Raw genomic sequence first — 13918 nt, 5'->3', positions numbered from 1 at the left:
CGGACGATGTCCACTGCACGTCAACGGTCAAGCGTACGGGGAGTGTCCAGGAGTGTCTCAACTCAACGGTGAGGAGATGCACGATGCCTGCATTCACGTTTGAGAAGATCTCGCCGCCGGTCCGCCGCGGCCCGATCGCGCCGGTCGAACAGAAGCAGCGCGGCGTCATCGTCCAGATGCTGGACCGCCTTGTCGAGGCGCGCGCCAAGCGTGCGGCCGGTCAGGGCAAGGTCGAGACCAACCGTAGCGATTCGCCAGCGCCCGAATAAACAACCCGCGGATCGCGGCTACCGTTCCAGGTCGGACGCCTTCGCCAAGGTCACATTGACGACCTTGCCGTCCTCGAGCTCGCGCACGATCCGCTCATCGGGGCCGACGATGCCGAGATCGAATTCGCGCTCGGGCGTCACCAGCGTCATGCGCTGGCCGGCGATCACGACGACGGTCATGTCGAGCGTCTCGCCGGAGATCGCCCATTCCCTGAGCTCGTTGCAAAACGGCTCTTTGCGCCAGGCGTCGGGGAAGCCCGGATCGCATCTGACCTCAAGACCATCTTCCGACGTGGTCAGGACGAGCTTCGACCTGGAAGGCTTCCAGTGCTCCTCCAGCAGCTCGTTCGCCAGCCAGACGCAGCTGAACGAGCGGCATTCCGCCGGCCGGCCCGGATAGGTCCGGCAGCCGCGCCCCGGCTTGCAATGCGGGCACCACGTGTTGGCGGGCTTGGCCAGTTCCTCGATCGCCATCACCTTGCAGCAGAGCGTGCAGTCGCCGCACTGTCTGCCGGTCGCGGTCACTTCACGGAGCGCAGCAGCAGGCTGCTCCAACCCTCGATCTTCAGATGCCGCAGCGGCACCAGCCCGCGGGCGCGGTAGGCGGCGATGACCGCCGGCGCCTGATGCGTCAGCAGGCCGGAGAGAATGACCTGCGCCGACGAGGCGAGGTGGCGCGCCATCGGGCCGGCCAGCTGCCGCAGCGGATTGGCGAGGATGTTCGCGAGCACCAGGTCGAACGGACCGTCCTCGGCGAAGCGCGGAGCGGCAAAGCCGGTGGCGGGAATCACGTCCACCAGATCGCCTGTGCCGTTCAGCCGGGCATTCTCCTCGGCGACCCTGACCGACGGCGGGTCGATGTCGCTTGCCAGCACCTTGCCGTGCAGCGCCTTGGCGGCGGCGATCGCCAGCACGCCGGTCCCGGTACCGAGATCCAGCACGCGGCGGGGCTGATACGCCTTCAGCACGTGGTCGAGCAGCAGCAGGCAGCCGCGGGTGGTGCCGTGATGGCCGGTGCCGAAGGCCAGCGCCGCCTCGATCTCGATCCCGAGCTTGTTGGGGGGTATCCGGTGCCGGTCATGCTGGCCGTGGACGATAAAGCGGCCGGCGGCGACCGGGACAAGATCCTCCAGGCTGGCCTTGACCCAGTCCTTGGCCTTCACGGTATCAAAGACTAAAGTAGATGCGACATCCTGCCGCACCACTTGGCCGACCAGCTCGCGCAGTAAATTTTGGTCCGGCGGCTCGGCAAAATGGACGGTGACGTCCCAGCGGCCATCCGGCCGCTCGAAGGCCGCAAACGCCGCCTGATCCTCGAAAAACAGCTCGGAAAGCGCGTCTACCACGCGCTTTGCGGTCGATTCATCTGGAAGGGTGACGCTGGCGCGGTGTGTGGACGGGGTCATCGGAGGCCGGTAGCGCGGTTTTTGTTAAAATTTCAAGCCGGATTCAATCGAATATCGCGAGAATTGAGAGGTTCCCGGTTCAGACAACCTTAGATGTTGCCGTACTACTACGGTGGCGGAACTGGGAACACCCTTCGTTCCAAGGCATCACAACCAAGGGCAGGGCTGCAATGAAGGCTTTTATCGTTAAGTTTTTGCGGAATGAATCCGGCGCGACCGCCATCGAATACGGACTGATCGCAACCGGTATCGCCATCGCCATCATCGCTGCGGTGAATGGCGTCGGCACGGCACTGAGCGGGACCTTCAACTCGATCAGCGGCTCGCTGAAGTAATTTCTCGAACGGCGTTCTCAGGGAAGCACCGGGCGACATGTCGCCCGGTGTTTTCTTTTTGACCGATTGTCCACAGAGCCACACGCAGCTTGTCGACAAGACATCAACTGCGTTCTCCCGGGATTGTCAGCGTCGATCGCACAGCCGGTCCACAGCGACGTCCACCGGTTATCCCGTCTTGAGACAAGGCCGCTATCCACCGCAGGCCCACAGCTTCTCAACACGCCTGTCCACAGCTTGTCCCGCGGCCCGCGGTGTGTCGTCTACGAGAACAGCGCGCGATGGTCGGCCAGGATAGCCCGCGCGGCATTGTGGCCGGGGGCGCCGGTGACGCCGCCGCCGGGATGGGCGCCGGAACCGCAATGGTAGAGACCCTTCAGAGGTCCGCGATAGTCGGCATGGCCGAGCATCGGCCGTGCCGAGAACAATTGGTTCAATGTCAGCGCGCCGTGAAAGATGTCGCCGCCGAGCAGGCCGAATTGCCGCTCGAGGTCGAGAGGCGACAGGATCTGGCGGCCGATCACGCTGCCTGCGAACCGGGGCGCGTAGTGGTCGACGGTTGCGATCATCAGATCGGCGACCTCCTCGCGATGATCGTCCCACGATCTGCCGTCGGGCAGTTGCGGCGCGACGTGCTGGCAGAACAGGCTCGCGACATGCTGGCCCGGCGGGCTCAGGCTGTCGTCGAGCGTCGAGGGGATCAGCACCTCGACGACCGGAGCGCGGCTCCAGCCGAATTCGCGCGCGTCGTGCCAGGCGCGATCCATGTAGCCGAGGCTCGGAGCGATGATGATCCCCGCCGTGAGGTGATCCCCTAGGCCGGGCAGCGCGGTGAACGAGGGCAGGGCACTTAGCGCCACATTCATCCTGAACGTGCCGGACCCGTTCCGCCATCGTGAGATGCGCGCGCGAAACTCGGGCGCCAATGCGCCTTCCGGCACCAGGCGTGTGTACAGCAGCTTCGGATTGACGTTCGAGACGACGTATTTGGCGCGCACGGTCCTGTCATTGTCGAGGACGACGCCGACGGCGCGCTGCTTCTCGACGATCACCTCGCTGACGGCAGCATCGGTTTCGATCTCGACGCCATGGCTGCGCGCGGCACGCGCCATCGCCTGGGTGATCGCACCCATGCCGCCGATCGCGTGGCCCCAGACGCCTTTCTTGCCGTTCACCTCGCCGAACGCATGATGCAGCATCACATAGGCCGAGCCCGCCGCGTAGGGGCTGGCATAATTGCCGACGATGGCATCGAAGCCGAATAGCGCCTTGACGAGGTCGTTTTCGAAACGCTCATCGAGCATCTCGCCGGCCGATCGCGTGAACAGGTCGAGCAGATTGCGCTGCTGTTCCAGCGACAGCCGGCGCAGGATGTTGGCGGTGCCGAGCGCGTTGAAGGCCTCGCTGATCGCGCTGATGCCAAAGCCCTCGACGAGGTTCGGCGGTGCGCGCAGCACGAATTGCCGCAGCACGTCGGCGATGGCTTCGAGTTCCCCTGAGAACACGCCGATTGCGGCGGCGTCCTTGCGGCTGAGCTTTGCGACCGACTCCCGGGTTCGGCCTTCGCCGGTCAAAAGATAGCTGCCGTCGGGCGCGGGGAGGAAGTTCTGCGCGCGCCGCTCGACGATCCTGAGGCCGTGATCGGCAAGTTTCAGGTCAGACACGATCTGCGGATTGAGCAGGCTCACCGTGTAGGCGGCGACCGAATTGCGGAAGCCCGGGTAAAATTCTTCGGTGACCGCAGCGCCGCCGACCACCTTGCGGCGTTCCACGACCTTCACGCGCAGCCCGGCCATCGCGAGATAGGCCGCGCAGGTGAGGCCGTTGTGCCCCGCACCGATGATAACGACGTCTGTTTCGTTCATGTCCGCTTCAAGAAGCAGTGATTAGAGCATGTGCTGTGGCGCCGCAGCGCCGCGTCGTCAAGTCCGCGTGACCGCCGTTTCTTGTCCGTGATAGTGCCGTATGCTCAACTGAAATCCTCCGGTGGGGTGCCACCGGACTGTCCGCCTCCGGCGCCCGCCGGGTCCATGCCGGAGCTTTCATGACGTCTGAGCCGACCGCCTCGCGCAACCGGCTGGTGCTGGTTGTCTACACCGCCGCGATCTTCGTCAGTGCCCTGTTGCTGTTCTCGGTGCAGCCGCTGTTCACCAAGATGGTGCTGCCGCGGCTCGGCGGCTCGCCGGCGGTGTGGTCGGTGGCGATGGTGTTCTTCCAGTCGCTGCTGCTCGGCGGCTACGCCTATGCGCATCTCTTGATGAAGCTGAACGGCCGTATTGCGCCGGTCGTGGTGCATCTGGTGCTGCTCGTCGTCGCGTTGCTGACCTTGCCGCTGGCGGTCAGGAGCGGCTGGGGCGAGCCGCCGACGTCCGGCTATGCGGTCTGGCTGCTCGGCCTGTTCGCGGTTTCGATCGGCCTGCCGTTCTTCGCGCTCGCCGCCAACAATCCGCTGCTGCAGGCCTGGTTCGTGCGCACCGGACATCCCAATGGTCCCGATCCGTATTTCCTCTACGCATCCTCGAACATCGGCAGCTTCCTCGCGCTATTGTCCTATCCGGTGCTGCTCGAGCCGATGTTCACGTTGCGCATCCAAAATCTGATCTGGACCGGTGGTTATGGTCTGCTGATTATTCTGATCGCAAGTTGCGGCGTGCTGCTGTTGCGGTCGCCGGCCAATGCCGCCGCGCTCGACATGCAGGTCGATGACGCCAATGCGCCGGCGCCGTCCTGGCCGCTGCGGGCGCGCTGGATCTTCCTCGCCGCGGTGCCGTCCGGCCTCTTGATCGCGGTGACGGCGCATATCTCGACCGACGTCGCCGCCGCGCCCCTGCTGTGGGTGCTGCCGCTGTCGCTGTATCTCTTGACCTGGGTGCTGGTGTTCCAGTCGCGGCCGCTATTGCCGCACAAATGGATGCTGCGGGCGCAGCCGCTGGCGATTGCCGGCGTCGTGATCCTGCTTGCGGTCGGCGGCGAGCAGAACCTGCTGCTCACGCTCGGCGGCCATCAGCTCTGCTTCTTCATCATCGCGATGGCCTGTCATGGCGAGCTCGCGCGCACCCGCCCAGCGGCGAAATATCTCACCGGCTTCTACGTCGCGCTGTCGTTCGGCGGCATGGTCGGCGGCCTGTTCGCGGGGCTTGTAGCGCCTTTTACTTTCTCGTGGGTCGCCGAATATCCGATCCTGCTGGCGCTCGCGGCGCTATGCCGTCCGCCCGGCGGCGCGGAGCGGCTGCCGCGCTGGAGCGCCTGGTACTGGCCGTTCCTTGCGGTGCTGGCGGTGGCGCTGATCGCGCCGAGCTATTCGGCCGGCGACATCTTCAACTGGTTCGATGTGCACCGGGTCTGGGTGATCGGCGCGGTCGGCGTGCTCTCGGCGCTGCTTGCGCTCGCGCTGAACGCCAATCGCTGGAAGATCTTCGCCACCGTCGTGGTCGCGTTGGTGGTGCTGCGCGCCTATCCATCCGACGACGGCCGCGTCGAAACCGTGCGCAGCTTCTTCGGCGTGCACAAGATCGTGGTGACGCCGAACGGGCAGTATCACGTGCTGATGCACGGCACCACGATCCATGGCGCCGAGAAGTTCAAGAACGATGACGGCACGCCGGTCGCCGGAAAGCCCGAACCGATCAGCTACTATTACAAGGATGGCGGCATCGGGCGGGCGATCACTGCAATCCGCGAGCGCAAGGGCGCGCCGCTGAAAGTGGCGGTGATCGGGCTCGGTTCGGGGACGCTGACCTGCGCGTCGGCCCCCGGCGAGGACTGGCGCTTCTTCGAGATCGACCAATCGATGGTCGATACCGCGCGCGATCCGAAATACTTCACCTACATCCAGAACTGCGAGCCGAACCTCAAGCCCGTCATCGGCGACGCGCGGCTGACCTTCGCCAAGGAGCCGGACGGCCTCTACGATCTGATCATCGTCGACGCCTATTCGTCGGACGCGATCCCGATCCATCTCGCGACCGAGGAGGCGATGGCGATCTACAAGGAGAAGCTGGCGCCGCAGGGCGCGGTCGTGATGCACGTCTCCAACCGTCACCTCGAGCTTGCCAGCGTCGTGGTCGGCATTGCGGACGCCAACGACATGAAGAGCTGGGTCTACAGTGAGGATTCCGGCCGCGACAACGAGTACATCTTCTCGACCTCGGTCGTGGTCTCCGCGCGCGAGGAGGAAGACGTCGGCAAGCTCGCATCGTCGGACGTCTGGACCGAGACCGAAGCCGACGAGAAGCAGCGGGTCTGGACCGACGACTATTCGAACGTGCTGGGTGCAGTGTACCGGCGCCTGCGCGACGGCGAGCAGTAGGACCTGCTAGCCGAGCCAATCGCGGCGGCTTCCGCGCGATAATTCTCTAGCGATCGGCTACCAGCAGTCTGGCGAACTGGGGCTTGACGATCGCGGCAAACATTCCGGGATCGTCGAAAGCCCTCGCCGAGAGCATTGCCCCATGAACCGATGCCATCAGCATCTGGGCCTCCTCGTGCGGCCGCTGGTCCAGCCGGAACAGATGCTGTTCCGCGCCGGCCTGCAGCACCGAGGTGAGCCATCCCGCAAGATGATGGAAATGGGCGCGGACGCGCGATGCGACCTCGTCCGGCAGCATCGGCATCTCGCCGGCAAGCATCGCGCAGACGCAGAACGGCAGCGAGGCATCGCCGATGCACGCCTGCCAGAAGTTCACGTAAGCCTGCAGTTGGTCGGCCGGGCTTGCGAATTGCTCCCGAAGCGACTTCAGGCCCAGCTCGGTCTGCTGCCGGTAGCGATCCACCAGCGCCGAGACCAGCTCGGCCTTGGTCGGGAAGTGATGGTGGATGCTCGCCTTCCGGATGCCGATGGCATCCGAGATGTCGGCATAGCTAAAGCCGTTATAGCCCCCCGCGACGATGAGGGGCTGCGCGACGTCGAGAATTTTTTCAGAAGTCGAAGTCATCACGTTCACGTCATGCCTACCTTCCAGTAGGTAAATTACAAAGATAGATCAAGGCCTTCCTCATCCACACAGGGCGTCCAAGCGCCAGATTGACTGGAATCCATCAACTACCTACTAGTAGGAAGACAACAAGGAGCCCTGTCAATGCAAAGCCACCTTTCGACCCAATCCACCTGGCTGCGATCCTATTATCTCGGGCGCGCCATCTTCTCGGTCGCCTGGGTCGCCGCCGCCGTTCTGTTTAGCGGCCAAGCCGGCCCTGCCGCGGTTCTGCTCGTGATCTACCCGGCGTGGGACGGCATCGCCAATCTGGCTGATGCCCGGGTCAATGGCGGCCTGAAGGCCAACCCATCCCAGGCCCTGAATGTCGCGGTCAGCGCGATCACGATGCTCGCCGTTATCGTGGCGCTCAGCCACAGCAGCTATGCCGTCCTGGCCGTGTTCGGGGTTTGGGCGATCCTCGCGGGCGTGCTGCAATTGTACACCGGCGTCAAGCGCTGGCGTCATTTTGGCGCGCAATGGGCGATGATCCTGAGTGGCGCACAGTCGGCACTCGCCGGCGGCTACATGATCAGCCAGTCCATCGGCACCGTTGCGCCGACCATTCTCGACGTCGCTCCCTATGCGGGCTTCGGCGCGTTCTATTTCCTGCTTTCCGCAATCTGGCTCGTTGCCGCCGGCTATCGCCACGCGCGCGCATAGAGTCAAAGCAAAAAGCTGGAGCTCCGTTCGATTCAATCGGAACGGAGAACTGTCCGGCAGCACCGGAGAGCGCGAACTCGCCTTTAGCGCGACGCGACTATTTGTTCTCTGGCGGCGCCGCACTCGCGGAGGCGGGCGTCGAGGCGGCGAGCAGCGGCATCGTCGGCGTGCTCTCGCCGGCATCCTCGTCGAGGAATCGCTCCACGCCGGCCTGGATCGACGACTTCGCGCTGTCCGGGCCGCGGTCGCTGAGATCGTTGTGCTGGAATTCGGTTCTGACCACCTTGATGCCGAGTCTCGCACAGGTCTCGTCGTCGGGCACGACGCCCGGATCGGCCTTGAACACCGGATCCCTGGAGCGGAACGAGAGGATCTTTATCCTGCCGTCGGTGATGAAGGGGACGCGCAGATTGTCCAGCGTGACGACCTTCTTGACCAGGTCGGGGTGCTGCTTGGCGAAGAACATCGAGATGTCGCCGCCGTTGGAATGGCCGATCAACGTCAGCTGGCGATAGTTTGCGTTCGGGTAGAGCTTCTTCAGCTCGTCGATCGCATACATGATGTTGAAGACGCCGCGATTGTACTGCATGCGGCGGCCGACATATTCCTCGCCGACCTTGGTAACCATCGGCGCGTCGGTGTCGAGATCATGCTGAATGCTGATCACGAGGTATCCGCGCGACGCGAACAAATTGGTGAGGAACGAGTACTCGGTGTTCTTGACGGTGTTGCCGTGGCTCAGGATCGCGACCGGCAGCTCGATCATCTCGGCCATTGCCTGCATTTGCCGGTCGCGGCGCACCGCGACCTCGACCGTGACGTCGCGGTCGTCGCGCAGAACGTCGTGGAACGTCAGCGTCGTGTGACGGATGGCCCATCTGTCCGTCGTGAAATAAGCGGCCATCGCCACGATGCACAGGCAAAGGACAATGATGCCCCGTTTCATGTCGACCTCTGATCTAGCCTACGTGACCCGCGCTTCTCGCCCTGATTTCATCGGGCATGCCGCATGAATCGGCCTCCAGGGGCCAGGCGGGCGCTTGTGCCGCCGAATATCGGGCTAGTTTTACAATCAGATGACGACGCGACGACGGGCCACGGCGCACGATGACGGGCGCCCTTTGCGAAGGTCACAAGCGGGTGAGGGGAGCGTGAACTGACGGCGCCCTGCCTGCGGCGCCGTCACGGATCAAGAGCGTGCGGCAGATTTCTTTTGACGCGTTTTCTTCACGCGAACCGGCGCCTACTTCGCTCGAAAACGCTCTAATCCTGATAGGTGTTGCCGTAGAAGCCGCGCGGCTGATAGGCGGGGCGCGGCTGGTAGTAGCCCTGCGGCGCCGGTGCGTAGCCCTGATTGCCGTAGTACTGCTGCTGCTGGCCATAGGCCTGCGCATCGTAGACGCGGCGGCTTGACGGCGGTGCAGGATAGCGGCGATCGGTCGAGCTGCCGTCGGCCGGATAGATGTAGCCATCATCGGTGCGGGCCTGCGCCGGATAGTCTCGCGGCTGCGGCGTCAGCACGACCGGATCGCCGGCGGCGGCGGTGCCGTACTGCTCGTCATATTGCTGCGGCGCGCGGCGGGCGACGGCGGTGCCATTGCGCCCACGCGGATTGCGCGCCAGCGCGACCTGCGACGAGCCGGTCAGCGTCACGGTGGTGTTGAGCACGCCTTCCTTCTGGACCAGCGAGTAAAGCGTGGTTGCGTTGTCGCGCGACAGCCGCACGCAGCCATGCGAGGCCGGCGAGCCGAGGCGGCTCACCGAGTCGGTGCCGTGAATCGCGTGCCCGATCTTGGTGAAGAAAATCGAGTGCGGCATCGGCGCGTCGTCGAATTCCTTGGAGTAGTGATCCTCTTCCATGCGGAAGGCGCGGAAGCTGCCGTTCGGCGTTTCGCGCGACGGGATGCCGGTCGAGACCGGCCAGTGATAGCGCGCGACGCCGTCGACCGCGACGGTCATCTGCTGGTTGTCCTTGTCGATGGTGATATCGACTTTGGCCTGTGCGGCACCGGCGGTGAAGAGCATCACGGACGTGAACGCAATGAGGAACGAACGCATTTTACCTTTGGCCTCCAGGCCTGCTCGCGAAGCCGCGGCTCTCCGTCCCCGGCAATCAATATGCACGGAATCCGAACTTGGTTCCAGTGGCGGGCCAAGGCCGTGATCAATCGCCATGGTTAATCCCGTGCGCGGCGCAAACAAGGCCGAAGCCGGGCCTGCCTGTCACGGCGGGCTGACTTTTTCGCGAGCAGGCCGCGACCACGGCCCGATTGGTCTCCGACACGCAACCATTTGGCCGCATGGGCGTTTAACAATCCCGCCCGGCGGCGCGTTCGCGCCGCGCATCAAGGAATCCAGATGAACAACACCAAGGTGAAGACCGCGGCCGTCGTCCCAGCCGGCCTCTCCGCGCGGCTCCTGCTTGCGGCCGCAGCCCTCGCTTTGACGCTGGTCGCAGTCCCCCATGCAGGCCATGCCCAGGGCATCGTCCGCGGCGCTCATGAGGGCGCCTATGAGGGCAACCGGGTTGCCGGCCCGGTGGGCGGCGTGGTTGGCGGCGCCGTCGGCGCCGGTGTCGGTGGCGCCATGGGCGCGGTCAAGGGCGTGTTCGGCATCCCGGATCGCGGTTACCGCCGTGGCCACCGCTGCCGCGGCTATTACCGCCACGGTCATTTCCACTGCTATTGATCGTTGAAGAACCTGTAGCCCGGATGGAGCCAACGGGTCGCGCGAACGCGCGCCCGATGACAGGCTCCGCGAAATCCGGGTTCTGCAGGCTTGGCGATAAGGTCCCGGATTGCGCTTCGCTCCATCCTTGCTACGGGCGAGCGTCATTCCGGGGCATGCGAAGCATGAACCCGGAATCTTCGAAGTGACGGCGCGAGATTCCCCGATGCGCAATTGCGCATCTGAGGTTCGCGCTAAGGCGCGCCCCGGAATGACTTGCTTTCGCAAATCAGTTCTTCAGCCGGTAGCCGGTTCTGAAGATCCACGCCACGATGGCCATGCAGGCGACCAGGAAGCCCACGGTCATGCCGAGACTCAGCGGCACGCTGACATCGGCGATCTCGTAGAAGCTCCAGCGGAAGCCGGAGATCAGATAGACCACGGGATTGAGCAGCGTAATGGTGCGCCAGCCCGACGGCAGCATGTTCACCGAATAGAAGCTGCCGCCGAGGAAGGTCAGCGGTGTCACCACCAGCATCGGGATCATCTGCAGCTTCTCGAAGCCGTCGGCCCAGATGCCGATGATGAAGCCGAACAGGCTGAAGGTGACCGCCGTCAGCACCAGGAAGGTCAGCATCCACACCGGATGCTGGATATGCAAGGGGACGAAAAGCCCGGCCGTCGCCAGGATGATCAGGCCGAGGATGATCGACTTGGTGGCGGCGGCGCCGACATAGCCGATGACGATCTCGAAATAGGAGATCGGCGCCGACAGGATCTCGTAGATCGTGCCGACGAATTTCGGGAAGTAGATGCCGAACGAGGCGTTGGAGATGCTCTGGGTCAGCACCGACAGCATCACGAGCCCCGGCACGATGAAGGTGCCGTAGCTGACGCCCTCGACCTCGGTGATGCGCGAGCCGATCGCGGCGCCGAACACCACAAAGTACAGCGAGGTCGACACCACCGGCGAGACGATGCTCTGCAGCAGCGTGCGCCAGGTGCGCGCCATTTCGAACAGGTAGATGGCCCGGATTGCGCGGTAGTTCATGGCGCCCTCACGAGGCTGACGAAGATGTCTTCGAGGGAGCTTTGTTTGGTATCGAGGTCCGAGATGCGGATGCCGGCATTGCGGAGATCGTTGAGCAGGCTGGTGATGCCGGTGCGGTCGCCTTTGGTATCGTAGTCGTAGGTCACGGTGCGGCCGTCGTCGGACAATTCGAGATTGTAGGCAGACAGAACATCGGGAATGGCCTCGAGCTTGTTCTGCAACTGCAGGGTCAGCTCCTTCTTGCCGAGCTTCTGCATCAAGGTCGCCTTGTCCTCGATCAGGATGATCTCGCCCTTGTTGATGACGCCGATGCGGTCGGCCATCTCCTCGGCTTCCTCGATGTAGTGCGTGGTCAGGATAATGGTGACGCCGGAAGCCTGCAGCGTGCGGACCACCTCCCACATGCCCTTGCGCAATTCGACGTCGACGCCGGCGGTCGGCTCGTCGAGGAACAGGATCTGCGGCTCGTGCGACAGCGCCTTGGCGATCATCACGCGGCGCTTCATGCCCCCGGACAGCGTGATGATCTTGTCGTCCTTCTTGTCCCACAGCGACAGGTCGCGCAGCACCTTCTCGATATGGGCGGGGTTCTTCGGCTTGCCGAACAGGCCGCGGCTGAAGCTGACGGTCGCCCACACCGACTCGAACGCGTCGGTGTGCAGTTCCTGCGGAACCAGCCCGATCATCGACCGCGCCGCGCGATAGTCGGCGATGATGTCGTGCCCGCCGATCGTGATGCGGCCCTCGCTCGGATTGGCGATGCCGCAGATGATGCTGATCAGCGTGGTCTTGCCGGCGCCGTTCGGCCCGAGCAGCGCGAAGATCTCGCCTTTGACGATATCGAGATTGATGCCCTTCAGCGCCTTGAAGCCGGAGCCATAGGTTTTCGAAAGATTGGATACGGAGATGATCGGCGACATGGAGAGTCGGTGAGCGTGAGGGAGGGGGCGCGCGCGGATTGGGGCCCGGGCAGGCGCGTGATGCGGGTTCAGCCCAGATAGGAACGCACGGTCCGTTCTGCAATCGGTCGGCGAGGGAGAAATTTATTCTGCAGCGTGCACCGCTCCCGCTTGCGGGCAGGGCCATTGCATACGGCGCTTGCGGCCTCTGCAACTCACGTGTCCACGTATCGAGGCCGGGCTCGAACGAGGCTGATAGCCTGCCGCCTCAGGGGCGCACTACCAAAATATCGAAAACAACCCCATGCAAAGGAGCCGGCGGCCGGCGGCGCATATTGCAACTTGACCCGTCGGGCAAATCAGCGGTTCTATTATTCCGAAATCGTGGAGGCGCCGCTCGCCCCGGGGACATCGTATACGGGCGGGAGGGGACGCAGTTCCGACGCCCCGATATTCAATCCAATCAGTGCTTCTTGGCTGATTTCGCCGGCTTCTTGGCGGCGGCCGTCGGGGCAGGGTGCGCGGGCGGCGCGCTGTCGGCGACCTTCGCGACCAGCATGATCTGCACCTGGTTGTTGACCGGCGCGTTGGGTTTGGTCGGGTCGAGCAACTGCTCCTCGCCGAGCCCGACCGACTGCAAGCGCTTCGCGGTGATCTTGAAGGTGTTGACCAGGATGTCGCGGATCGCGTCGGCGCGCCGCTGGCTCAGCAGCACATTGTTCTCGCGTCGTCCGGTCGATTCGATGTGGCCGACGATCAGGAAGGTGTAGGGCAGCAGCGAGGAGTGCGTCAGCGCATCGGCGATCCGCCCGACCGTCTGATACGACTCCGGCAGCACGATCGGCGTGTCGACGTCGAACGCGATGTCGACGTTGAACGTCGGCAGCTTGGTCAGGTCGGGAGCGATCGGCGGCCGCTTCGAGGGCGGTGGCTCGTTCTTCGATCGCGACTTCGATCGTTCGGCCACCTGCTGGCGCAGCGCAGGGACATCGACCTCGGCATCTGTCTCAAAATGATTGAGCTTGGCGATGACGTCGTCGCGTGTGATGGCGGTCTGCGCCGGCGCTGGCGCAATCGACATCGCCAGCAAAGCCAGCGTGCCCAGCAGGGCCAAAAGGCCAGGATCGCGCAAGCCTCGCCTCGACAGCCGCATCATTGATACCCCGCGTCATTGATCGCCTGGGTGCAATTGCGGCTGAGGCCCTTGGCGCTGACGAGGCAGGGCACCGACTTGCTGGTCTCCTTGGTCGAGCCGCCGCAGACCTTGACGATCTCGCGGGTGCAGGCATTCGCAACGGTGACGCGCGCCGCGATCCGCTTCTGGATCGCATCGAGGGTGGAGAAGTAGCTCTCCTTGCACTGCGGCGAGATCACGTCGCGGTTGCGCGACAGGCATTCCTTGAGGCGGTTGGAGTCGAGATTGACGCCGCGGCAGTTCGCGGTGATGTCTGCGCCGCAGGCCTTGGCGAGCTGGGCTGCCGAATCGCCAAAGCTCATCGTCTCCGCGACCGCCAGCGACGGCGCGGTGAGCGCGATGACAAAAAGGAAAAACCTCCCCCGGACCATGGATCCATCTCAACCCATGAAATCAACTGGGGTCAAGGGCTACCAACAGAGAAGACCGCCAAAGAAGGTCGCCAAAGAAAGGTCGCTAT

Annotated in this window: 15 protein-coding genes; 5 read left to right on the top strand and 10 right to left on the bottom strand. The window is 64.0% G+C overall.

Annotated elements, in window-relative coordinates:
• Positions 1-83 precede the first annotated feature (83 nt).
• Positions 84-269 (top strand): hypothetical protein, encoded by a 186-nt coding sequence (locus ACVI1L_RS01215; RefSeq protein ID WP_057015008.1) that lies wholly within the window; start codon positions 84-86, stop codon positions 267-269.
• 18 nt (positions 270-287) lie between these two features.
• Here ACVI1L_RS01215 and ACVI1L_RS01210 read toward each other — a convergent pair whose 3' ends face one another.
• Both ACVI1L_RS01210 and ACVI1L_RS01205 read right to left on the bottom strand, forming a co-directional pair.
• Complete coding sequence (locus tag ACVI1L_RS01210) at positions 288-824, bottom strand: hypothetical protein (protein ID WP_456782079.1); 537 nt, start codon at positions 822-824, stop codon at positions 288-290.
• Positions 791-1675 (bottom strand): 50S ribosomal protein L11 methyltransferase, encoded by an 885-nt coding sequence (locus tag ACVI1L_RS01205; RefSeq protein WP_456782078.1) that lies wholly within the window; start codon positions 1673-1675, stop codon positions 791-793. The genes ACVI1L_RS01210 and ACVI1L_RS01205 overlap by 34 nt, the downstream gene beginning before the upstream one ends.
• A gap of 170 nt (positions 1676-1845) precedes the next feature.
• Here ACVI1L_RS01205 and ACVI1L_RS01200 point away from each other — a divergent pair, with 170 nt between their 5' ends.
• Positions 1846-2010: a Flp family type IVb pilin gene (locus ACVI1L_RS01200; RefSeq protein WP_016841571.1), complete on the top strand. Its 165-nt coding sequence runs from the start codon at positions 1846-1848 to the stop codon at positions 2008-2010.
• Between the two features lie 263 nt (positions 2011-2273).
• Here ACVI1L_RS01200 and ACVI1L_RS01195 read toward each other — a convergent pair whose 3' ends face one another.
• Positions 2274-3875, bottom strand: coding sequence for a phytoene desaturase family protein (locus ACVI1L_RS01195; RefSeq protein ID WP_456782077.1), 1602 nt, complete (start codon positions 3873-3875; stop codon positions 2274-2276).
• 179 nt (positions 3876-4054) lie between these two features.
• Between ACVI1L_RS01195 and ACVI1L_RS01190 the strand changes: the two genes are divergently transcribed.
• Positions 4055-6319 carry a spermidine synthase gene (locus ACVI1L_RS01190; RefSeq protein WP_456782076.1) on the top strand — a complete coding sequence of 755 codons (2265 nt, stop codon included), beginning with the start codon at positions 4055-4057 and terminating at the stop codon, positions 6317-6319.
• A gap of 46 nt (positions 6320-6365) precedes the next feature.
• Here the strand turns inward: ACVI1L_RS01190 and ACVI1L_RS01185 are convergent, their stop codons facing one another.
• Positions 6366-6953 (bottom strand): TetR/AcrR family transcriptional regulator, encoded by a 588-nt coding sequence (locus tag ACVI1L_RS01185; protein WP_141341106.1) that lies wholly within the window; start codon positions 6951-6953, stop codon positions 6366-6368.
• Positions 6954-7088: 135 nt separating this feature from the next.
• On the opposite strand from ACVI1L_RS01185, the gene ACVI1L_RS01180 reads away from it, so the two are divergent.
• Positions 7089-7646 carry a DUF308 domain-containing protein gene (locus ACVI1L_RS01180; protein WP_456782075.1) on the top strand — a complete coding sequence of 186 codons (558 nt, stop codon included), beginning with the start codon at positions 7089-7091 and terminating at the stop codon, positions 7644-7646.
• Between the two features lie 97 nt (positions 7647-7743).
• Here the strand turns inward: ACVI1L_RS01180 and ACVI1L_RS01175 are convergent, their stop codons facing one another.
• On the bottom strand, positions 7744-8592 hold the full coding sequence (locus tag ACVI1L_RS01175) for an alpha/beta fold hydrolase (protein ID WP_456782074.1): 849 nt from the start codon (positions 8590-8592) through the stop codon (positions 7744-7746).
• 317 nt (positions 8593-8909) lie between these two features.
• Positions 8910-9704 (bottom strand): L,D-transpeptidase, encoded by a 795-nt coding sequence (locus ACVI1L_RS01170; protein WP_076824155.1) that lies wholly within the window; start codon positions 9702-9704, stop codon positions 8910-8912.
• A gap of 300 nt (positions 9705-10004) precedes the next feature.
• Between ACVI1L_RS01170 and ACVI1L_RS01165 the strand changes: the two genes are divergently transcribed.
• On the top strand, positions 10005-10334 hold the full coding sequence (locus tag ACVI1L_RS01165; RefSeq protein WP_018273009.1) for a hypothetical protein: 330 nt from the start codon (positions 10005-10007) through the stop codon (positions 10332-10334).
• A gap of 268 nt (positions 10335-10602) precedes the next feature.
• Here ACVI1L_RS01165 and ACVI1L_RS01160 read toward each other — a convergent pair whose 3' ends face one another.
• The 4 genes from ACVI1L_RS01160 to ACVI1L_RS01145 all read right to left on the bottom strand — a co-directional run bounded on the left by ACVI1L_RS01160 (position 10603) and on the right by ACVI1L_RS01145 (position 13829).
• Positions 10603-11364 carry an ABC transporter permease gene (locus ACVI1L_RS01160; protein WP_028342160.1) on the bottom strand — a complete coding sequence of 254 codons (762 nt, stop codon included), beginning with the start codon at positions 11362-11364 and terminating at the stop codon, positions 10603-10605.
• The gene (locus tag ACVI1L_RS01155) at positions 11361-12284 is read right to left on the bottom strand and encodes an ABC transporter ATP-binding protein (protein WP_018273008.1); all 924 of its coding nucleotides are present in this window, start codon (positions 12282-12284) and stop codon (positions 11361-11363) included. Before ACVI1L_RS01155 ends, ACVI1L_RS01160 begins: the two co-directional genes overlap by 4 nt.
• A 442-nt stretch (positions 12285-12726) precedes the next feature.
• Positions 12727-13419 (bottom strand): OmpA family protein, encoded by a 693-nt coding sequence (locus ACVI1L_RS01150; protein WP_076824165.1) that lies wholly within the window; start codon positions 13417-13419, stop codon positions 12727-12729.
• Positions 13416-13829: a hypothetical protein gene (locus ACVI1L_RS01145; protein ID WP_057015016.1), complete on the bottom strand. Its 414-nt coding sequence runs from the start codon at positions 13827-13829 to the stop codon at positions 13416-13418. The genes ACVI1L_RS01150 and ACVI1L_RS01145 overlap by 4 nt, the downstream gene beginning before the upstream one ends.
• Positions 13830-13918 lie beyond the last annotated feature (89 nt).

The organism is Bradyrhizobium sp. USDA 4516 (assembly GCF_054055915.1).
Note: the sequence above shows the minus strand (reverse complement) of the source record. Positions and strands in the feature narration are given on the sequence as shown.

What these genes read in the sequence shown, in the direction of transcription:
- ACVI1L_RS01215 (WP_057015008.1), top strand. Translation starts at nt 84, where the DNA reads ATGCCTGCATTCACGTTTGAGAAGATCTCGCCGCCGGTCCGCCGCGGC.
- ACVI1L_RS01205 (WP_456782078.1), bottom strand. Translation starts at nt 1,675, where the DNA reads ATGACCCCGTCCACACACCGCGCCAGCGTCACCCTTCCAGATGAATCG.
- ACVI1L_RS01200 (WP_016841571.1), top strand. Translation starts at nt 1,846, where the DNA reads ATGAAGGCTTTTATCGTTAAGTTTTTGCGGAATGAATCCGGCGCGACC.
- ACVI1L_RS01195 (WP_456782077.1), bottom strand. Translation starts at nt 3,875, where the DNA reads ATGAACGAAACAGACGTCGTTATCATCGGTGCGGGGCACAACGGCCTC.
- ACVI1L_RS01190 (WP_456782076.1), top strand. Translation starts at nt 4,055, where the DNA reads ATGACGTCTGAGCCGACCGCCTCGCGCAACCGGCTGGTGCTGGTTGTC.
- ACVI1L_RS01180 (WP_456782075.1), top strand. Translation starts at nt 7,089, where the DNA reads ATGCAAAGCCACCTTTCGACCCAATCCACCTGGCTGCGATCCTATTAT.
- ACVI1L_RS01175 (WP_456782074.1), bottom strand. Translation starts at nt 8,592, where the DNA reads ATGAAACGGGGCATCATTGTCCTTTGCCTGTGCATCGTGGCGATGGCC.
- ACVI1L_RS01170 (WP_076824155.1), bottom strand. Translation starts at nt 9,704, where the DNA reads ATGCGTTCGTTCCTCATTGCGTTCACGTCCGTGATGCTCTTCACCGCC.
- ACVI1L_RS01165 (WP_018273009.1), top strand. Translation starts at nt 10,005, where the DNA reads ATGAACAACACCAAGGTGAAGACCGCGGCCGTCGTCCCAGCCGGCCTC.
- ACVI1L_RS01160 (WP_028342160.1), bottom strand. Translation starts at nt 11,364, where the DNA reads ATGAACTACCGCGCAATCCGGGCCATCTACCTGTTCGAAATGGCGCGC.
- ACVI1L_RS01155 (WP_018273008.1), bottom strand. Translation starts at nt 12,284, where the DNA reads ATGTCGCCGATCATCTCCGTATCCAATCTTTCGAAAACCTATGGCTCC.
- ACVI1L_RS01150 (WP_076824165.1), bottom strand. Translation starts at nt 13,419, where the DNA reads ATGATGCGGCTGTCGAGGCGAGGCTTGCGCGATCCTGGCCTTTTGGCC.
- ACVI1L_RS01145 (WP_057015016.1), bottom strand. Translation starts at nt 13,829, where the DNA reads ATGGTCCGGGGGAGGTTTTTCCTTTTTGTCATCGCGCTCACCGCGCCG.